The sequence below is a fragment of the Dyadobacter sp. CY327 genome (assembly GCF_021390415.1).
GTDB classification, from domain to species: Bacteria; Bacteroidota; Bacteroidia; order Cytophagales; family Spirosomataceae; genus Dyadobacter; species Dyadobacter chenhuakuii.
In genome coordinates, this window is sequence record NZ_JAJUXJ010000001.1 from 2160704 (window position 1) to 2179637 (window position 18934).

19 protein-coding genes are annotated in these 18934 nt (G+C 46.1%); 13 read left to right on the forward strand and 6 right to left on the reverse strand.

Annotated elements, in window-relative coordinates; genetic code table 11:
* Positions 1-23: 23 nt before the first annotated feature.
* Together LZG74_RS09075 and LZG74_RS09080 are read left to right on the forward strand one after the other, a co-directional pair.
* A complete protein-coding gene (locus tag LZG74_RS09075) occupies positions 24-1133 on the forward strand; it encodes an HlyD family secretion protein (RefSeq protein WP_233796226.1) in 1110 nt (369 codons plus the stop codon).
* A 32-nt stretch (positions 1134-1165) separates the two neighbouring features.
* Entirely contained in the window at positions 1166-2740 is a 1575-nt protein-coding gene (locus tag LZG74_RS09080; RefSeq protein WP_233796227.1) for a DHA2 family efflux MFS transporter permease subunit, read from the forward strand.
* Positions 2741-2821: 81 nt separating this feature from the next.
* Here LZG74_RS09080 and LZG74_RS09085 read toward each other — a convergent pair whose 3' ends face one another.
* Both LZG74_RS09085 and LZG74_RS09090 read right to left on the reverse strand, forming a co-directional pair.
* Positions 2822-3229, reverse strand: a complete 408-nt coding sequence (locus LZG74_RS09085; RefSeq protein WP_233796228.1) for a putative toxin-antitoxin system toxin component, PIN family — start codon at positions 3227-3229, stop codon at positions 2822-2824.
* A 3-nt stretch (positions 3230-3232) separates the two neighbouring features.
* Positions 3233-3451: a hypothetical protein gene (locus LZG74_RS09090; RefSeq protein ID WP_026630184.1), complete on the reverse strand. Its 219-nt coding sequence runs from the start codon at positions 3449-3451 to the stop codon at positions 3233-3235.
* Between the two features lie 141 nt (positions 3452-3592).
* On the opposite strand from LZG74_RS09090, the gene LZG74_RS09095 reads away from it, so the two are divergent.
* The 4 genes from LZG74_RS09095 (at position 3593) to rodA (ending at position 9600) form a co-directional block, all read left to right on the forward strand.
* Positions 3593-4651, forward strand: a complete 1059-nt coding sequence (locus LZG74_RS09095) for a PLP-dependent cysteine synthase family protein (RefSeq protein ID WP_255699067.1) — start codon at positions 3593-3595, stop codon at positions 4649-4651.
* 36 nt (positions 4652-4687) lie between these two features.
* Positions 4688-6259, forward strand: a complete 1572-nt coding sequence (locus LZG74_RS09100) for an NFACT RNA binding domain-containing protein (protein WP_233796229.1) — start codon at positions 4688-4690, stop codon at positions 6257-6259.
* A 118-nt stretch (positions 6260-6377) separates the two neighbouring features.
* On the forward strand, positions 6378-8303 hold the full coding sequence (mrdA, locus tag LZG74_RS09105; RefSeq protein WP_233796230.1) for a penicillin-binding protein 2: 1926 nt from the start codon (positions 6378-6380) through the stop codon (positions 8301-8303).
* A gap of 13 nt (positions 8304-8316) precedes the next feature.
* The gene (gene rodA, locus LZG74_RS09110; protein ID WP_233796231.1) at positions 8317-9600 is read left to right on the forward strand and encodes a rod shape-determining protein RodA; all 1284 of its coding nucleotides are present in this window, start codon (positions 8317-8319) and stop codon (positions 9598-9600) included.
* A 77-nt stretch (positions 9601-9677) separates the two neighbouring features.
* Here rodA and LZG74_RS09115 read toward each other — a convergent pair whose 3' ends face one another.
* On the reverse strand, positions 9678-10055 hold the full coding sequence (locus tag LZG74_RS09115; protein WP_233796232.1) for a DUF423 domain-containing protein: 378 nt from the start codon (positions 10053-10055) through the stop codon (positions 9678-9680).
* Between the two features lie 193 nt (positions 10056-10248).
* Here LZG74_RS09115 and LZG74_RS09120 point away from each other — a divergent pair, with 193 nt between their 5' ends.
* On the forward strand, positions 10249-11295 hold the full coding sequence (locus tag LZG74_RS09120) for a glycosyltransferase family 9 protein (protein ID WP_233796233.1): 1047 nt from the start codon (positions 10249-10251) through the stop codon (positions 11293-11295).
* Here LZG74_RS09120 and LZG74_RS09125 read toward each other — a convergent pair.
* Positions 11287-11949, reverse strand: a complete 663-nt coding sequence (locus tag LZG74_RS09125; protein ID WP_233796234.1) for a YggS family pyridoxal phosphate-dependent enzyme — start codon at positions 11947-11949, stop codon at positions 11287-11289. The two genes, LZG74_RS09120 and LZG74_RS09125, sit on opposite strands and share 9 nt — an antisense overlap.
* Positions 11950-12089: 140 nt before the next feature.
* Between LZG74_RS09125 and LZG74_RS09130 the strand changes: the two genes are divergently transcribed.
* The 4 genes from LZG74_RS09130 (at position 12090) to rplI (ending at position 14271) form a co-directional block, all read left to right on the forward strand.
* Positions 12090-13031 (forward strand): hypothetical protein, encoded by a 942-nt coding sequence (locus LZG74_RS09130; RefSeq protein ID WP_233796235.1) that lies wholly within the window; start codon positions 12090-12092, stop codon positions 13029-13031.
* Between the two features lie 137 nt (positions 13032-13168).
* Positions 13169-13549, forward strand: a complete 381-nt coding sequence (gene rpsF / locus LZG74_RS09135) for a 30S ribosomal protein S6 (RefSeq protein ID WP_026630175.1) — start codon at positions 13169-13171, stop codon at positions 13547-13549.
* Positions 13550-13552: 3 nt separating this feature from the next.
* A complete protein-coding gene (gene rpsR / locus LZG74_RS09140) occupies positions 13553-13804 on the forward strand; it encodes a 30S ribosomal protein S18 (RefSeq protein ID WP_026630174.1) in 252 nt (83 codons plus the stop codon).
* Positions 13805-13824: 20 nt separating this feature from the next.
* Positions 13825-14271, forward strand: a complete 447-nt coding sequence (gene rplI / locus LZG74_RS09145) for a 50S ribosomal protein L9 (protein WP_026630173.1) — start codon at positions 13825-13827, stop codon at positions 14269-14271.
* Between the two features lie 66 nt (positions 14272-14337).
* On the opposite strand, the gene lysM is transcribed toward rplI, so the two are convergent.
* On the reverse strand, positions 14338-14796 hold the full coding sequence (gene lysM, locus LZG74_RS09150) for a peptidoglycan-binding protein LysM (protein ID WP_233796236.1): 459 nt from the start codon (positions 14794-14796) through the stop codon (positions 14338-14340).
* Positions 14797-14987: 191 nt separating this feature from the next.
* Here lysM and LZG74_RS09155 point away from each other — a divergent pair, with 191 nt between their 5' ends.
* Entirely contained in the window at positions 14988-16622 is a 1635-nt protein-coding gene (locus LZG74_RS09155; RefSeq protein ID WP_233796237.1) for a glycerol-3-phosphate dehydrogenase/oxidase, read from the forward strand.
* 17 nt (positions 16623-16639) lie between these two features.
* The gene (locus LZG74_RS09160; protein ID WP_233796238.1) at positions 16640-17683 is read left to right on the forward strand and encodes a beta-ketoacyl synthase chain length factor; all 1044 of its coding nucleotides are present in this window, start codon (positions 16640-16642) and stop codon (positions 17681-17683) included.
* On the opposite strand, the gene LZG74_RS09165 is transcribed toward LZG74_RS09160, so the two are convergent.
* Positions 17673-18932 (reverse strand): NAD(P)/FAD-dependent oxidoreductase, encoded by a 1260-nt coding sequence (locus LZG74_RS09165; protein WP_233796239.1) that lies wholly within the window; start codon positions 18930-18932, stop codon positions 17673-17675. The two genes, LZG74_RS09160 and LZG74_RS09165, sit on opposite strands and share 11 nt — an antisense overlap.
* Positions 18933-18934: the final 2 nt, after the last annotated feature.

Here is an 18934-nt window from a genome sequence, read left to right on the forward strand (position 1 = left end):
CATTCAAAATTCAACATTACACAATGGAAACCAGACAAAATACATTGGAAACAGAGGAAGCTCCAAAAAAGAAAAGCTACACATTCGTGATCATTCTTTGCGTGCTGATTGCGATCGGCGGAACGTGGGGTTTTAACAAATACAACCACGGATTGCATCACGAAGAAACAGATGACGCGCAGATCGACGCCAACATTAGCCCTGTAATTCCCAGGATATCAGGTTATGTAACAGAAATTAAAGTAAAGGACAACCAAACTGTTAAAAAAGGCGACACATTAATCGTGCTTGACAACCGCGATCAGCTGATCAAGCTGGAACAGGCAAAAGCCGGACTGGCGGGATCGCAGGGAAGTTTGGTCGTAGCCAATGCAACCACGAATGCATCGCAGGCAAGCGGCATCACGTATCAGGCGAATGTGTCGATTGTAGAAGCGCAGATTGAAGAAGCGAAAGTGAATGTATGGCGGGCAAATCAGGATTTTGCGCGTTACGAAAACCTGATCAAAGACCATTCGATCACGCAGCAGGAATATGAGCAGGCTTCTGCAACGAAACAAAAAGCAGAGCGTCAGCTGGCTGTTTTGGTGGCGCAGAAAAACGCAGCGGAACGCCAGGCAAAAGCAGCAGGCAGCCAGACTCGGGCAACTTCCGTGCAAACCAATGTTGCCAATGCAAACATTAAGGCACGCCAGGCAGAAATTGCCAATGCAGAGCTAAACCTTTCTTACACAGTCATTACGGCGCCGACAGATGGCCGCGTTTCGAAAGTGAATGCGCAGGTGGGCCAGTTTTTACAGGCCGGTCAGTCGCTGTTCAGCATTATCTCCACTACGGAGCCCTGGGTTGTTGCGAATTTCAAAGAGACGCAGTTGACCAAAATGAAATTGGGACAACACGTGAAAATCCATGTGGATGCTTATCCGGATCATGAATTTGAAGCAAAAGTGGCTTCATTCTCGCCAGCAACAGGCGCAAGATTCGCTTTGCTTCCTCCTGATAATGCAAGTGGAAACTTTGTAAAAGTGGTGCAGCGTCTGCCGGTAAGAATTGAATTTACCCAGCCAAACGACCAGCGCATAGCAGAATTAAGACCGGGCATGAACGTGTTCGTGGATGTGGAATTGAACTAAGGATCAGCACACTGACCTTAAACCCAAATTAAATGGAATTACAGGAATCACTCGTCGAATATGGTTTCCGCAGGGTCATCATTACGATAACAGCTGTACTGTGCGCGTTGCTCGAAATCGTTGACACCACCATTGTCAATGTGGCGCTCAACGACATGCGGGGAAACCTGGGCGGTACATTATCCGAAGTGAGCTGGGTTATTACGGCTTATGCCATTGGTAATGTGATCATTGTGCCCATGACCAGCTGGCTTTCGCAGCAGTTTGGCCGCCGCAATTACTTTGCCGCTTCGATCATTATTTTTACCGTTGCCTCCTTTCTTTGCGGCAATGCGAACAACATCTGGGAACTTGTATTTTTCAGATTAATACAAGGATTAGGCGGTGGCGCCTTGCTCGTAACCGCACAAACACTGATCACCGAAAGTTACCCACCCGAAAAGCGCGGGATCGCGCAGGCCATTTACGGTCTGGGTGTGATCGTGGGTCCAACATTGGGACCGCCGCTGGGAGGTTACATTGTGGATCATTACAGCTGGCCGTACATTTTTTATATCAACATTCCGCTCGGCATCATTGCCGCCATGCTTACTTTACAATTTGTTAGAAGTCCGAGGTTTTCGCAAAAGAAAGCGGCGAATGAAATCGATTACTGGGGCATAGTGCTGCTGGCCGTTGCCGTAGGTTCGCTCCAATATGTGTTGGAAAAAGGGCAGGAAGAAGACTGGTTCAATGACGAAATCATCATTCTGTTAACGGTAACCTCTGTTTTTGGCTTCTTTTTCTTCATCTGGCGCGAATGGACTTATAAAAATCCGATCGTTAACCTCCGCGTTTTAGCGAATGGAAACCTGCGCGTAGGGACCATTTTATCCTTCATTCTCGGGTTCGGATTATATGGTTCAACTTTCATCATTCCATTGTACACGCAGGCCACATTAGGCTGGACGGCGACGCAATCGGGGATGCTGATGGTGCCCGCGGCGATTGTTACGGCCATGATGATGCCCATTGTGGGTCAGCTCATTCAGCGCGGTGTGAAGCAGCAATATCTGGTTTCGGCCGGGATGGTTTTCTTCTTTATTTACAGTTACTGGGGTTACCTCATCCTTACGCCTGACACCGGAAAAGATGCGTTCTTCAACATGCTGATCGTGCGTGGAATTGGCTTAGGATTACTATTCGTACCAATTACAACATTAGCCTTATCGACATTAAAAGGAAGGGAAATCGGTGAAGGAGCCGCATTTACCGGAATGATGCGGCAGCTGGGCGGTTCGTTTGGCGTGGCGGTGATCACAACTTACCTGGCCCGCCAGAATATGCTGCACCGTAATGATCTTGTGAGCAAGCTGGACATCAATAATCCGTCTGTCATGCAGCGCGTCGAAGGTTTGAAACAATCATTTATGGCCAAGGGAATGCCAGCGGATGTGGCGCTGAAAAGCGGTTACAAGATCCTGGACTATACGGTCACAAAACAGGCGCAGGTGATGTCCTACATGGACGTGTTCCTTTATCTGGGACTCATGTTCCTCATCTGCGTCCCCTTTGTACTCTGGACCAAAAGCGGCAAAACCAAGGTTGATCCATCATCTGTACATTAAGATTTCAAGTGTAGTGGTAATATTGCAGAAGCTTCCCGGGTTTGGGAAGCTTCTCTTTTTTTGGGGTGTATCTTTTTGTCGTTATTGAATTTCCAAACGTGCTTTTAATTCCTGCATACTCAGGATATTGACTTTTGGAAAAGGAATGGATGCTAGTGCATTAAAGTGTTTGTCATGCGTCACGATGTAATCAGCCTGACAAGCCAAAGCGCAGTCTACGAACTTGTTGTCATCCTGATCAGTGATCAAATTCCAGCGATAAAAAGGCGTAACCCAGATTGCGTTTTCCAGATTTGGGAGTAGTTCAACCACATTGGTGGCCAGGTTAGGGGAATAAAATCCGCCTATAACCTCTTCATATTCTTCAAGTATTTCAGTCGAAATGCCAAACTCAAAAATCCCTGCTTTCAAACCATCAAATAACCATCGCGTGGCTGATAGTTTGGGAATGCTTACCATCAGGCAGTTGGTGTCGATGACGAGAACCATTCATTAATATTTAGTGCGTTTGTGTGTTATCAGCGCTTCATCCAAATCTTCCTGCGATAGCCCGCGCTTTTTCCAAATTTCATCCATTTCATCATCAATCTGCTTCGCAAAATACTCCGAAAGCAACTGCTTGATTTCTTTTTCCTGTTTGCTGTTCAGCTGCTTCTCGAACATTTTGAGCATAAACAACTGCATGGAGTTTAATTTAGTCGCCTGTTCCATTCTAAGTGATTAAATTTTTTTACAAATTAACAACCTTTTATGTAAGGTCAAAGGAAGTCGGGTTTCCTATAAGAAGAACTGAAAATTGATTCGAAATATTCCGTTCTTGCTGACATTATTAACAAATGTTTCAAAACAATTATGTCAAATTCCTGGGTAACCGCTGCCATTACAAAGATTGAGGCGGATTATCAGCGGTCGGCGGATACGCATTTGATTCCTTTGCAATTGCCTGCTTTTGAAGGGGTTGATTTTTATTTTAAGGATGAATCGACGCATCCTTCGGGGAGCTTGAAGCACCGGTTGTCGCGGTCGCTGTTTTTGTATGGGCTTTGCAATGGCTGGATTCATGAGGGGACGACGGTTGTGGAGGCATCGAGTGGCTCTACTGCGGTTTCGGAAGCCTATTTTGCGCGGTTACTGGGTTTGCCATTCATTGCGGTAATGCCTAAAACGACAAGCCAGGACAAGGTGCAGGCGATTGAATTTTATGGCGGGAAATGTCATTTTGTAAACCATCCTGCCGAGGTTTACGACGTTTCCAGGCGCGTTGCAGAGGAAAATAATGGTCATTTTATGGACCAATTCACTTATGCGGAGCGGGCAACCGACTGGCGGGGGAACAATAACATTGCGGAATCGATTTTCCGGCAAATGCAGTTTGAAGCGCACCCGGTCCCGACCTGGATCGTTGTAGGCGCGGGAACTGGCGGGACTTCGGCGACATTGGGCCGTTATGTGCGTTATGAGCGTTATGCGAGCCGGATCTGTGTGGTGGACCCGGAAAATTCAGTTTTTTACGATTGCTGGCAAACCAATGATCCGGGCGTTTGCAGCGATTTTGGATCACGGATTGAGGGCATTGGCCGGCCGAGGGTGGAGCCTTCTTTTATTGCAACCGTGGTGGACCATATGATTCGCGTGCCAGATGCGGCGAGTTTTGCGGCGATGAAAACATTGTCCAAACTCTTGAACAGAAGGGTAGGCGGTTCCACGGGGACTAATTTCTGGGGCGCGCTGCAACTGGCGCAGGAAATGAAGAAGCAGGATTTGAAAGGTTCGATCGTCACGCTGATCTGCGACTCGGGTGAGCGTTACCAGGATACTTATTATAATGATGCGTGGCTGGCGAAAAATGGTTTCCTCGATGCGGTTCAGGAAGAGGAGCGGAGATTGGCCAGCGTAACCGGGTTAGGTTAAAAGTGCCTACTTTTGCGCTGAATTATCCGAAATGACGTGCATCAGAATTATTATTTCTTAAAACAGCTTGCCCCGGCCTTGCATCAGCAACTGGCCGGAAAAACCTTTATTGAAGCTTTCAGTCAGGAAAAAGACGAAATTATCCTCGTTTTCGACGCCTCCACATATGGCGAAAATCTGGTTGATCCGTTTTTTATCAAAGCCACATTAAGATCCAATTTCGCTTGCCTGAGCTTCCCGGATAGTTTCGATCGGGCACGCCGAAATAGCGTAAATCTTTTCACTGATTTTCAAAATCAAACAGTAGATTTTGTTCAGGTTTATTTGAATGAACGCGCAATTCAGATTAGTTTTCAAGATGGTAAAAAGCTGGTCTTCAAGCTTTTCGGTAACCGGTCTAATCTCATTGCGTTGAATGAAGCAGGCGCTGCCACACAGCTTTTTAATAACAAACTTCCGGCGGATAAATCAATCACATCCGAATCACTCAACCGCGACATTGACCAGACTTACGAAGCATTTATCCACAATAATGAGCGTTTTGAACCCTTATTTCCAACATTCGGAAAGCTGGTAAATGCTTATTTGACAGAGAAGATAAGTGGTTTAAATGATGCCGCAGAGAAGTGGAACATTATTCAGCAGACACTGACCAAACTGAATGCGCCGCCTTATTATCTAACCAAAATCGAGCTCGTTCCGACGCTCTCACTTTTGCCTGCTGGCGACATTATTTCCGAATATAATGATCCTATTGAGGCGCTGAATGGTTTTTATCTGGCCTATATCCGGCTAAGCGGCATTGAGAAGGAAAAGGCTGAGATCATTCGCATGCTGAAAAAAAGGCTTTCGCAGACTGATAATTATTTAGAAAATACATTTAAAAAGCTTGTCGAACTGGAAGAAGCCACCAAGAATGATGAGATTGGTAACATTATTATGGCCAATCTCCACGCCATTCCCGAGCGCACCGAAAAAATAGAACTGTTCGATTTCTACCGCGACCAGCCCATCACTATTAAGCTCAAAAAGGATCTTACCGCCCAGAAAAACGCAGAAGGTTATTACAGAAAGGCCAAAAATGAGAAAATCGAATTAGGCAGACTGAACGACAGCCTCGCCGCCCGGGAAACGGAGCGTCAGAATCTGGCCAAACATTTAACTGCAATCGAAGCAATCGAGTCCTTGCGGGAACTGCGGGGTTACATTAAAACCCATGGCCTCGACCAGACAAAAGCCGTTGCAACGGCCACGGATCTATTCAAAAAAGTGGAATTCATGGGTTACACCATCCTGATCGGGCGCAATGCGAAGAACAATGATGTGTTGACCAAACAATTTGCTTCCAAAGACGACCTTTGGCTGCACGCTAAGGACGTTACCGGCTCGCATGTGGTCGTCAAAAACCAGCCTGGACGCAATTTTCCGGCGTTAGTGATTGAGCGGGCAGCCGAATTAGCGGCTTTTTATTCCAAAAGAAAGAACGATTCGCTGTGTCCGGTGATCTACACGCCCAAGAAATTTGTGCGTAAACCAAAGGGCTTGCCGGAGGGCGCCGTGGTGATTGATAAGGAAAGTGTGGTGATGGTGGAGGCGAAAGGGGAATAGGCGATTTATTCTTTTTAAAATCAGGTTTTTAGTGCGTGAATCCCGAAAACGGGCTTTGATAAGTCTTGCGATATGACGAACTTCGTGTGAAAATTGAGAACAGGAATTTTAGTGCAGAATGCTTGAAAGTCGTCGCTTTGTCATCATTGGTTTTTTTGCGTTAGTAGGTCTCATCTACTTATTTCGACTTTTCTACTTGCAGGTTCTGGACGAAAGTTATTCCATCGAATCGTCCAGCAACTCCATTAAGCGCGTTATCGAAATTCCCTTCCGGGGCCAGATTTACGATCGCACAGGAAAGCTCATCGTTTATAACACGCCCGTTTATGATTTATTGGTCACGCCTTACAAGGCGAGAGTCGACGATACGCTGCGTTTTTGCCAGGTTTTAGGCATAGAGCGGCGCGATTTTGACAGCTTAATGAACGCCGCGAGCGCATATAGCCGCGTTAAACCATCCTTATTTCTTCGCCAGTTGTCCAAAGAGGATTTTGCCTCCATTCAGGACATTATGGTCGATTATTCGGGTTTTGAATTCGCTAAAAGCTCCCTGCGTACGTATACAGCGCCTACACTTGCGAACACGCTGGGTTATGTGAGTGAGATCACGAGAGGCCAGCTGGAAAAGCAGGAAGAGCCTTACTACCGCCAGAGCGACTATATTGGCCAGAGCGGGATTGAGAAAATTTATGAAAATGAACTGCGTGGTAAACGCGGAACGAAGTTCGTGATGCAGAATGTGAGCGGCGTTTACAAAGGCCCGTGGAAAGGCGGCGAGCTCGACACCATGGCCGTTGCGGGCGACAATCTCTATTCGGGAATCGACCTGGAAGTACAGCAATATGCAGATAGTCTGATGGTTAACAAAGTGGGCAGCGTTGTGGCGATCGAACCTAAAACCGGGCAGATCATTTCCATGGTTTCCGCGCCGACTTATGATCCGAATATTCTGGCAAGCCGCTATTTTTCCAAAAACTATGCTGCACTGGCGCGAAACCCTTATAAACCACTCTTCAACAGACCGGTTATGGCGAGTTACCGTCCGGGGTCTACATTCAAGTTGATCCAGGCTTTGATTGGTTTGCAGGAAGGTGTGATCACGCCGGAAAGTGGTTTTACGCATGCCAACTGCCCGGTGGGCTGCCACAATCACCCGGCAACCGGAACCGTCGCCTTGGGCGTTATGCACTCTTGTAACCCGTATTTTTACAATGTTTTCAGGAGAATTATTTATAAAAACAACATTCAAAATACATTCAAAGCCTCGGCCGTCGGGCTGGACGCATGGCATGATGCGATCAGTAAATTTGGGATTGGACAAAGGTTGGGGATTGACCTTCCGAGTGAATACAAGGGGAATTTGCCAAATAAAAAATACTATGACCGCTTCTATGGCGAATATCGCTGGAAATTCTCCAACATATATTCATTAAGCATTGGCGAAGGCGAGTTGCTGATCACGCCGTTGAAAATGGCCAATGTGGCCGCGATCATAGCGAACAAAGGTTATTTCTATACCCCGCACGTGATCCATGGCATTGGTGATGCGAAAAAAGTGAACCCTGAATTTCTGGTAAGACATGAGACGGGCGTTGATGCCCACAATTTTGATCCGGTTATTGAAGGAATGATCGGCGCGGTGGAAGGCGGAACGGCCCGCCGGTCGCGTGTTGAGGGGATTACCATTGCAGGTAAGACCGGGACCTCGCAGAACAAACGCGGGGATGACCACTCGATCTTCATCGCCTTCGCGCCGGTTGAAAACCCAAAAATCGCCATCGCCGTATTTGTTGAAAATGCAGGAGCAGGAGGTTCGGCAGCAGCGCCGATCGCCAACTTGATCATTGAGAAATATCTGACCAGGAAGGTTACCAATAAAGCACTGGAAGAACGGATGTTCAAAGCCGACTTGATGAGCAAAGTAATCCTGCCCGGACAGAAAAAACCGATCTCAGTCGATTCGTTAAAGAAAAAGCTGATCACTGCGGATTCGGCTAAAAAAATACCGATTACGAAGTCAGTCACTGCACCTAAGAAACAATAACCAAAGACTTAAAATGGCTGAAAATAAGCCCATAACGAAGAATGTTGACTGGATGGTGGTGCTTATCTACATCGCTTGTCTGGGGATTGGCTGGGTGAACATTTACGCGGCCGTTTATAACCCGGAGGTGAATATGAGCATGTTCGATTTGGGGAACAATGCTGGAAAGCAGTTGATGTGGATCGGGACCGCAGCGGTGCTGATCATTTGTATTCTGGTAATTGATTACAAATTTTACGAGACTTTTTCCTTCATTATATATGCGGTTATTGTTTTCCTGCTGATCGTGGTCTTGTTTGCCGGTTCCAACATTAACGGATCTCGCTCCTGGATCAAATTTGGCGCTTTTTCGCTTCAACCTGCTGAGTTTTCCAAGCTGGCGATCAGTCTGGCGATTTCCAAATATCTGAGCGATCCGGCGATCAGCCTTACCCGCAAGCTCAAAGATTATTATCCCATTATGGGAATCATTGCACTGCCGGCATTTTTGATCCTTTTGTCTAATGAAACGGGCTCTATGCTCGTGTTTGCGTCATTTGCCATCGTGCTTTACCGTGAGGGAATGCCTGGATTTATTCCGGCTATCGGGATGGTTACGGCGGCTTTGCTGATCATTACATTGCTTTTTGTGAAGTGGTATATCGCAGCGGTGATCATTGTGATTGCAGGTCTGGCAATCTGGCTGATGCCGGTGATGACGCGAAGGCGGGGCGGGCTTTGGGCCACGATCATTATTGCATTTGTCATGATCGGGATCGTGTTCGGGGTGGACTTTTTTATGAATAATGTCCTTCAAAAACACCAGAGAGGCCGTATTATGGTTCTTCTGGATCCCGATTCCGATCCGCGTGGCATTGGCTGGAACGTAATCCAATCTAAGATTGCAATCGGCTCAGGCGGATTTTCGGGGAAAGGCTTTTTGCAGGGAACGCAGACTAAATTCGACTTCGTACCCGAGCAAAGCACCGACTTTATATTCTGTACAGTAGGCGAGGAGCACGGCTTTATCGGCTCGGCAGTCGTCGTTGTGCTTTTTGTTTCATTAATCGCCAGGCTTGTCGTGCTCGCAGAACGGCAGCGAAGCCGTTTCGCGCGGGTGTATGGCTATTGCGTGGCCGGGATCATCTTCTTCCACTTCATGGTCAATGTCGGCATGACAATCGGGCTGATGCCCGTAATCGGGATCCCGCTGCCGTTTTTCAGTTACGGCGGTTCCTCACTCTGGTCATTCTCAATACTGCTTTTTGTATTCCTGAAAATCGACGCGCAGCGTCCGTTTACTTTGTCGCGGGGGTGAAATAATTTTGAATGATTGAATGACTGAATGACTGAATATTTTTTCATTCAATCATTCAGTCATTCAATCATTCAAAACTAAACCTTCCCCGCCGCTAAAATCAGCAACACCCAACCCACTATCAATGCCACGCCTCCAATAGGTGCGGTGGCGCCAAATTTGGTGATGCCGGTGAAGCAGATGGCGTAAAGCGAGCCTGAAAAAATGATTACGCCGATTGCGAATGCATTGCCCGACCAGCCTAGTAATTTGATAGCATCTGTGCCAGCCCGTTGCATAAGCAGCCCTACCAAAACCATGGCTATGGCGTGGTAAAACTGGTATTTTACGGCTGTTTCAAAAGTTTCACTCCTGCCGGATGCTTCGAGCATTCCCTTCAATGCATGTGCCCCGAATGCGCCCAGGGCAACTGCAAGCGCACCCAATATTCCACCGGCCTGAATCATGAATTTCATAGTATTTTGTATTAATCTGGATAATTGAAAATGAGGTCTGCGCTGCACTTTGGCTCGCAAAATCGGGGCCATGCAGCCCGGTAAAGTTATGCCCGGAATGCAGCGTAACCAACTCTTTGTTTCAATTTTATTATCTTGCGAGCTTGTAAAGGCGGATTGGACGTTGCCGCACATTGTAGATTATACTTAGCAAATGACTTTAAAAAGTTTTATAGCGCTCTGGACTCATCGTTATTACAAATACACGCACATTGGTAAAGCGCACCTGCTTGGTTATCAGGCTTATTTACATTTCAAAGGTGTCAAAGGCAAGTTAAATAAAGGTCAGAAGCTGATCGCGATCATCCGTACGGAGCATTTCGGGGATATTGTGGCAGCGGAACCCATCTCCCGTTACGTGCGGTCACTGCATCCCGATGCGCACATTGTCTGGTTTGTAAAGCCATCGTTCAGCGAACTGGTCGCGCATAATCCTTCTATTGATGAAATTTTCAGGGAATTTTGTGTGACCCAACGTAAAACATTGCTGGATACAGGCATTTTTGACGAGGTTATCCAACTGCAATTCACAAACAACAACCATTGTCCCAAATGCCAGGTTTTCGTTGATAATCCGGTTGCAGCGCGACGTAACATCAACATTTACAATTATTTCAACTATGGCAATCTGCTGGAAGTTTTCGCGCAAACGGGTGATTTGATTCCCGAGAAAGCTACATTTCCTGCGGATGATAAGCCGAAACTTTATTTACAGGAAAGTCATCGGCAAAAAGTGGATTCCCTAAATTTAAAAGAACCCTTTATTGTGCTGCATTGCCAATCCAATTACGCGCCAAAGGACTGGCCTGCCGAAAAGTGGGAGCAGCTGGTGCAGTGGCTTGCAGATAATTATCCTTATCAAATTGTTGAAATCGGCTTGAAAAGCAATTTGAACGTGAGTACAAGAGTTTATCGCAACCTGTGCGGGCAACTGAGCATTCTGGAAACGGCCGAGGTGATCCGCCGCGCTTCTTATTTTATCGGGCTGGACAGCGGACCTTCGCATTTGGGTAATGCTTCGGGTACTTTTGGGGTGATTTTGATGGGTTCGCTGAATGATTTTCCTGAGTATAATCCATATTCGGGCGGTTATGGAAGTCAGGAAAATGCTGTTTTCGTGCGACAAAAGGGCATTCCATGCGCGCAGCTTTCGTTTGACTTCGTACGGGACAAAGTGGCTGGCGTACTCCCTTTACCTTGACCCAAAAATAGAACTTCCGACCCGGATCAATGTGCTGCCTTCTTCCATCGCGATCGTGTAGTCCGCACTCATGCCCATGGAGAGTTCCTGCATGCTAACCTGCTCATTCTGATAGGACTTGAAGGATTCAAACAGTGTTTTCAATCCCTTGAATTCGGCACGAACAACTTGTTCATCCTCCGTGTTGGAAGCCATTCCCATCAGGCCTGCAATGCGGATATTTTGTAGGTCCGAAAGCTCCGGCGATGTAATAATCTCCCGAGCTTCTTCTTCCGAAAGTCCAAATTTTGTTTCTTCCTGCGCGATAAAAATTTGAAGCAGGCACGGAATGATCCGGTCGTTTTTAGCAGCTTCCTTATTAATCTCTTTCAGCAACTTGAAACTGTCAACCGAATGGACCAGAGTCACATAAGGAGCCATGTATTTTACCTTGTTGGTTTGTAAATGACCGATCATATGCCACTCAATGTCTTTTGGCAGCGCCTCGTATTTGGCAGTCATTTCCTGGACCTTATTTTCTCCAAAACGCTTGCAGCCAGCGTTATAAGCCTCCATGAGAACTTCTTCGGGCTTGGTTTTTGTTACTGCAATTAAACGCGTTTCCTGTTTTAATCCTTTTTCTATTTGGGCAATGTTGTCAGCAATTGTTGGCATTTTGAGATTCTAATTTTTTGATAATTAAAGGATTAAAGAAACAAATTCACCGCAGGCGCTTAGAAATAGATGTTAACATATTTCAAAATTGAAAAAAACATAGTTCTTTTACCAACGAATTAAAAAATATAACCTTCTGTATGGACTATAATCAGGAACAAAAGCAAGACAGGAAGACCCTCCTATGGGCCGCTTTGGCCGTATTGCTATTGCTTAATTTGGTGCTTGTTTATTTTATCTATCACGAAAAACAGGAAAATCTCGCTAAGGATGACATTATAACTGCTAAAACAGAGGAAGTTCTCTTTATCAAAACCAAGCTCGATTCCATTTCGCAGGAGCTGGACATTAAGATCGCAGAAATCCAGAAACTGGGCGGAAGTGTGGATTCCTTGATGGCAATGAAGCTGCAACTTGAAAAGGATAAGCAGGAATTAAAGAATATGAGCAGTTATTCTGCTTCCGGTTATAACAAGAAGATCAAGGGTTACGAAAATGTGTTGAACGAAAAAGACACGGAAATCGCCCAGCTAAGGCAGGAATTGGGAATTGCGACTACGAAAAATCAGGAGTTGAACGAGAAGGTAACCGGGCTGGAATCCGAGAAGCAGTTGCTTGCTGATTCTGTGACTAATTATTCGGTTCAAAATAGGGAACTGGCTGAAAAAGTAAGCATTGCTTCCGCGTTACGGGCTGAAAACCTGACGGTTAATGCAGTTTCGGCAAGAGGAAAAGAGCGCGAAGGCGGAAAATACAAGGCAAAACGCATTGATAAGCTGCGTGTAAATTTCTCACTGGCGCCAAATGCTGTTGCCAAGCAGAATGAAAAAGAAATGTATCTGCGTATTCTGGATCCGGACGGAGCGGTTTTATCGGATATGGCCACAGGTTCGGGATCATTTATTCACGACGGTAAAGAGCTGATTTACAGCTCACGCCAGACTGTCAATTTCACAAACAGCGGCCAGTCGGTTGATATTTTGTACGGACGCGGCGGCATTCCTTTGAAAGATGGCAAATATGCTATCGAGGTTTACAGCGAAGGATTTAAAATAGGGCAGGGCGACTTCGAAGTGAAGTAACGAGGCTGAATAACTTGAATTTAAGTAAGATCAGGGCTTGGAATTATGGATTTCAAGCCCTATTTTTGCACCCTCATTTTGGTATGAACCCAAAGTGAGGGTTTTTATTTTACATTATATAATTAATCAATTACCGTATGTCTAAGCAATATGAAACGGTGTTCATTCTAACTCCCATTTTGTCTGAGGCCCAGGCAAAGGACGCCGTTGAAAAATTCACGACAATCATCACCGCAAATGGTGGATCGATTGTACATGAAGAAAATTGGGGATTGCGCAAGCTGGCCTACCCCATCCAAAAGAAAAATTCAGGTTTCTATCATGTTGTAGAATATACAGCAAATGAAGGGAACGTGGTTGACGTTTTGGAGACCGAATTCCGTCGTGACGAGCGCATCTTGCGTTTTATGACAATCGCCCTGGATAAGCATTCAATTGCTTACAACGAGAAGAAACGTAAGGGTCTGGTTGGAAGAAAAAGAGAAGAGTCAACTGAGTCTAAAACCGAAAACGCATAAGCTATGTCACTAGTAAACGAACCGGTTGAAAAAAACAATAACCGTAAGAAATATTGCCGTTTTAAGAAAGCAGGCATTAAATATATCGACTACAAGAATCCGGATTTCTTATTGAAACTGGTGAATGAGCAAGGTAAGATCTTGCCACGCCGCCTTACAGGAACAAGCTTGAAATATCAACGCAAAGTTTCTCAGGCAATTAAAAGAGCGCGTCACTTGGCTTTATTGCCTTTTGTTGCTGATCAATTGAAATAATACAGAAAGAGCTACAAACAATGGAAATCATACTTATAACGGATATAGCAGGTGTAGGTTATAAAAACGACATCGTTACTGTGAAAGCAGGTTACGGTCGTAACTACCTTATCCCTCAGGGTTTTGCATTATTGGCGAATGCCTCTAACCGCAAAATCGTTGCTGAAAACGTGCGTCAGGCTTCGCACAAAGCTGAAAAGCTGAAAAAGGACGCAGAAGAAATTGCAGCAGCAATCGGCGATCTTACAATCGATATCAAAACTGTGGTAGGAGAAAGCGGCCGTATCTTCGGACGTGTTACCAACACACAAGTTGCTGATGTCCTTAAAGCAAAAGGTTTCAATATCGACCGCAAGAAAATTACTTTGGATGATGTTAAATCCATCGGAACTTACTCTGCAACAATCGATTTGCATAAAGAAGTGAAACACAAAATCGCCCTGAACGTTATCGCTCAGGAAGATTAATCACTTCAACAAGACATAAAAAAAGCAGCCCCAAAAGGCTGCTTTTTTTTATGTCTCTGATCTGCATCAGGGTGCCGGGATTCTCAAAACCTGGCCTGGATATATCTTATCCGGATGGGTCAGCATAGGTTTGTTTGCTTCAAAAATGATCGGATACTTCATCATATCGCCATACACTTCCTTCGCTATTTTGGAGAGCGTGTCGCCTTTTTCCACAGTGTGATAAGTTGCTTCGGGAGCCGGCGTTGCCACTTTCAAGCGGTTGTCCACCACTTCCACGCCTTCAACATTCCCTACTGCAAGGGCTATCTTTTCTGCATCTTCCTGCTGAGCCACTTCGCCCTCTATGGTCACCGTGTCACCGGATGTTTTGACTGTCAGATTGTTATACGCGAGCCCCAGCGCTTTTACGTGCGCTAGGAGCGCGCTGGCGCGTAATGGTTCTGCTTCCGGCGTGGGAACAGCAGTTTCTTCTTTTTTGAAAACTTTTTCTCCTACGCCTTTAAGAAACGATAGTAAGCCCATGTTTTAGTTGGTTTATGTGAACAGATAACTGTAATGCGGTCGTTGACGCACATTATAATGCTGATGTTGCAATTATTATACCAAACTTTTTCGAAGCAAACTTCAAAAGACCGTCCGGCACCGGCCAGTTTTAATGCCTGACTTTGTACTTTTGCAACAGGTCAATCAAATGCTGGATATACTGCCAATCAATGGATCGTAACGCATCGCTGGATAAATTAAGAAGTGAAGAATTTGATATTTGTATCATCGGGGCAGGGGCAAGTGGGGCTGGTTGTGCATTGGATGCCGTTTTACGAGGTTATAAAGTCGCTATTATCGATAAAAAGGATTTCGCATCAGAGACCTCATCCCGTTCTACCAAGCTGATCCACGGCGGTGTCCGTTATCTCGAACAGGCATTTAAAAAATTAGATTTTGCGCAGCTCAAACAGGTCCGTCACGGCTTGGAAGAGCGTCATACCGTTCTTAAAAACGCACCGCATCTGGCGCGCCCATTGGCATTGATGACGCCTGTGAGTTCCTGGTTTGAGGGTTTGTATTTTAAAATTGGCCTGCAACTTTATGATACATTTGCCACAAACGATTCGCTTCCTAAAAGCAAATGGCTTTCAAAAAAGGAAGTGCTCAATAAAATTCCAACCCTGAACAGCAAGAAGCTCCACAGCGGCGTGCTGTATTACGATGGCCAGCTCGACGATGCGCGTTATTGTCTCGCTCTGGTTCAGTCGGCTTCGGAAGCGGGCGGTGTTGCGGCTAATTACCTGGATGTTACAGGTTTCACAAAAAATGATTTGGGCAAGCTTGTTGGTGTTCAGGTAAAGGATACGCAGCACGGAGCTGAATTTATTATTAAATCAAAGCTTGTTATCAATTGCACAGGGCCGTTTTCGGACAAGATCAGGTTACTGGCCAACCCCGCATTGCCAGAGCGGCTTCGTCCCAGCAAAGGCGTTCACGTAGTACTGCCCTATGACACATTGAATAGCGAGTATGCCATGCTCATTCCCAAAACATCGGACGGACGCGTGGTTTTTGCTATTCCTTTTGAAGGCGCCATGATGATCGGGACCACGGATACGGAATCGGATAGCATCGATTCTGAGGCCACATTGAATGAATCCGAAAAAAAATATCTGGTTGACACGCTGAACCCATTCCTGGCGACTCCTATTGACATGACAACATTGAAAGCGGGCTTTGGCGGATTGCGCCCGCTGCTTGCAGCTGATCCTTCCAAATCCACCAAAAGCCTGGTCAGGGACCATGAAGTTGAAGTGGATGCTGCAAGCGGGTTGCTGAGTCTGCTGGGTGGGAAATGGACGACTTACCGGTTGATGGCCAAGGATACGATCGATGAAGCGGACGCGATCTTTTCCAAAAGAAATGAATGTCTTACTGCTAACCATACGCTTGCCGGCGGGGAACATTATGATGCTTCCTTATCCGGAAAGCTTACCACTAAATACGCTTTACCGGAAGACGTGGCCCTGCATCTGGTTAGAAAATACGGTTCCCGGGCAACATTGGTTGCGGATTTAACAGCAACTGACATTTCCTCAAAAGAAAGGCTCAGCGCTTCCTATCCCTACATCAGAGCGGAAGTAACTTACACGGTCCGGAACGAAATGGTCATCACGCCGCGCGACTTTCTGGCGCGCAGGGTGAGGCTGGAAATTACCGATTGGAAGGAAACCTTAAACTGCTTACCTGTTGTTGCAAACCTGATGGCACGGGAATTGAATTGGGATGAAAGCGAAACGCAAAGACAAATCGATGACTATGCGTTTCAGCTCAAACAATTCATTGCCGACGCCGGCAACTAACTCACATTAAATCCCGAATGTACGTAACCGACTTAGCCTGCATCTCACCTCAGTTTACCTTTGACAATGCCTTCTTTGAGGAAAAGATAAAAGTGCATCACGGCAATCGTTACGCGGCCATTGAACCGGATTACGGGCAATTAATCCCCGCAAGCTTGCTGCGCAGAATGGGCAAAGCCGTTCGGATGGGCGTAGGGGCGGGCTTGCCGCTGATCCGGAAATCCGATATGGACGGGATTATTCTCGGCACAGCGAATGGCGGGTTGGGCGATTGCCTTAAATTCCTGAACCAGATCGTTGACTACGATGAAGGCACATTAACACCCACTCATTTTGTCCAGAGCACGCCTAACGCAGTCGCAGGAAATCTTGCTTTAATGAGCAAGGTAACGGGCTATAATACAACGCATGTGCACAAAGGTTTGGCTTTCGAAGCTGCATTACTGGATGCAATGATGGTTTTGGAAGAAAAAAAACTGCGGCGTGTGCTGGTCGGCAGCGTGGAGGAGATTTCTGATTATAACCATAACATTGATTTCTTAAACGGTCATTTTAAAACAGAAGACATTACGTCAACTGATTTGCTGACAGCCGATTCTCCCGGATCCGTTAATGGGGAAGGGGCGACGATGTTCGTGGTAGAGTCTTCAAGAAGCGAAGGAACACTGGCGCGGATTGTGGATGTGGATCAGATCAATAACCCAAAAAATAGCGACCTGGAAGAGAAGCTGGACCACTTTCTGGAACGAAACGGGCTCGCACGTCACGATATCGATACTTTGATGCTGGGCATCAGCGGGGATAACCGCACAGATCATTTGTACGCAGATTTTCGTAAGAAATTTTTCCCGGACAGCAGCAGCTACACTTATAAGAATATGGTGGGCGATTACCCAACTGCTTCGGCTTTTGCAACCTGGATGGCCGTAAAAATGCTTTCAGGCCACCCAGTTCCTTCACAATGTATTCATCAGAATCCAAAAGTCGAAAAAGCGAATAATGTGCTGATTTACAATCATTATAAGGCCGTTCAGCACAGTTTTATTCTGCTCACTCCGTAGCGTCTTTCAATTTGGATTTTAGATTTTTCTCCTCCATTTTAATGACTTTGGCAAGCGTAGGTAGAATTGTATCATGCTTTTTTACAAAAGGATTGGACTGGTCCCAGACATAACCTGCAAGCACCGAGCAAATCTGTTTTTTAATGTCGTTATTAATTTGGTCTGTGAATACAATGGTTTGAAAATCACCACTGTACCAGCCGGTAACATAGCTTCTGAAAACGTTGATCCCACGTTGGATCACTTTTTCGTATTCATTTTCCCAGTCCACCGTTTCACCCTGCAAATGCTTGTGCGTCATTTTTGCCGAAAGCAATCCCGAAGCAGTTGCGAATGTTACGCCGGATGAAAAGATCGGGTCGAGAAATTCGGTGCTGTTTCCGGAAAGCACAAATCCTTCCCCGAACATTTTGGTGACGCCAATGGAATAGCCCAGGATGTGCCGCGGCTCAAATTTCAATTCCGAATCCTTAAAGCGGCCTGCAAGATCCTCAAATTCACGAATGAAAGTCTTATAAGCTTCTCCACCGTTCTCCGCCATTTCCGTAATCTTTTCCCTGTCGCCAACAATGCCTACCGAAGTGGAGCCATCGGAGAACGGAATGGCCCATATCCACGATTTGTTGTTGTCAAAAGAATGCACGAAAATGTTGTTACTGGTTGTTTCTGTGCGGTTTTTATCTTCCAGATGTGAGAAAATTGCGCCTCTCGGACTGAATGCGGAGGGTTTGCTCAAATTAAACAGCCGGGGGAGCACACGGCCGTAGCCACTGGAATCAATGATGAACCTGGACTGAATTTCGTAAAGGTTGCCGTCTATATCTTTGTATTCAATATGCTGAATATCAGCGCTGCACGTCACTTTCAATACTTCGCATTCAAACTTAACATCAACACCTTTGGCCTGGGTTGCTTCGGCCAGCGTGAGGTCGAAATCAGCGCGCTTTACCTGCCACGTCCATTCCCAGCCTTTGGTGAATTGTTCGGAAAACAGGAATTCGCATCTTTTTTGACCGCGCATGAAGGCTGCACCGGTTTTCTTTTGAAAATTCCTGGACTTAACTGCTTCAAGCAGACCGGATTCGTCCAGATGCTCCATGCAGCAGGGCAGCAGGCTTTCGCCGATCTGGAAGCGGGGAAATTTCTCTTTTTCTAAAATTGTGACATTGTAGCCCTGGTTTTTGAGATACGAAGCTGCAACTGTCCCGGCTGGTCCGGCACCAATGACCACAACATCAACTGTTTGCATGA

Coding starts and splice junctions, on each gene's coding strand:
- lysM (WP_233796236.1), bottom strand. CDS start 14,796: ATGGGCTTACTATCGTTTCTTAAAGGCGTAGGAGAAAAAGTTTTCAAA.
- rpsF (WP_026630175.1), top strand. CDS start 13,169: ATGTCTAAGCAATATGAAACGGTGTTCATTCTAACTCCCATTTTGTCT.
- LZG74_RS09125 (WP_233796234.1), bottom strand. CDS start 11,949: ATGCCAACAATTGCTGACAACATTGCCCAAATAGAAAAAGGATTAAAA.
- LZG74_RS09155 (WP_233796237.1), top strand. CDS start 14,988: ATGGATCGTAACGCATCGCTGGATAAATTAAGAAGTGAAGAATTTGAT.
- LZG74_RS09115 (WP_233796232.1), bottom strand. CDS start 10,055: ATGAAATTCATGATTCAGGCCGGTGGAATATTGGGTGCGCTTGCAGTT.
- LZG74_RS09165 (WP_233796239.1), bottom strand. CDS start 18,932: ATGCAAACAGTTGATGTTGTGGTCATTGGTGCCGGACCAGCCGGGACA.
- rodA (WP_233796231.1), top strand. CDS start 8,317: ATGGCTGAAAATAAGCCCATAACGAAGAATGTTGACTGGATGGTGGTG.
- LZG74_RS09160 (WP_233796238.1), top strand. CDS start 16,640: ATGTACGTAACCGACTTAGCCTGCATCTCACCTCAGTTTACCTTTGAC.
- rpsR (WP_026630174.1), top strand. CDS start 13,553: ATGTCACTAGTAAACGAACCGGTTGAAAAAAACAATAACCGTAAGAAA.
- LZG74_RS09080 (WP_233796227.1), top strand. CDS start 1,166: ATGGAATTACAGGAATCACTCGTCGAATATGGTTTCCGCAGGGTCATC.
- LZG74_RS09075 (WP_233796226.1), top strand. CDS start 24: ATGGAAACCAGACAAAATACATTGGAAACAGAGGAAGCTCCAAAAAAG.
- rplI (WP_026630173.1), top strand. CDS start 13,825: ATGGAAATCATACTTATAACGGATATAGCAGGTGTAGGTTATAAAAAC.
- LZG74_RS09085 (WP_233796228.1), bottom strand. CDS start 3,229: ATGGTTCTCGTCATCGACACCAACTGCCTGATGGTAAGCATTCCCAAA.
- LZG74_RS09120 (WP_233796233.1), top strand. CDS start 10,249: ATGACTTTAAAAAGTTTTATAGCGCTCTGGACTCATCGTTATTACAAA.
- mrdA (WP_233796230.1), top strand. CDS start 6,378: ATGCTTGAAAGTCGTCGCTTTGTCATCATTGGTTTTTTTGCGTTAGTA.
- LZG74_RS09095 (WP_255699067.1), top strand. CDS start 3,593: ATGTCAAATTCCTGGGTAACCGCTGCCATTACAAAGATTGAGGCGGAT.
- LZG74_RS09090 (WP_026630184.1), bottom strand. CDS start 3,451: ATGGAACAGGCGACTAAATTAAACTCCATGCAGTTGTTTATGCTCAAA.
- LZG74_RS09130 (WP_233796235.1), top strand. CDS start 12,090: ATGGACTATAATCAGGAACAAAAGCAAGACAGGAAGACCCTCCTATGG.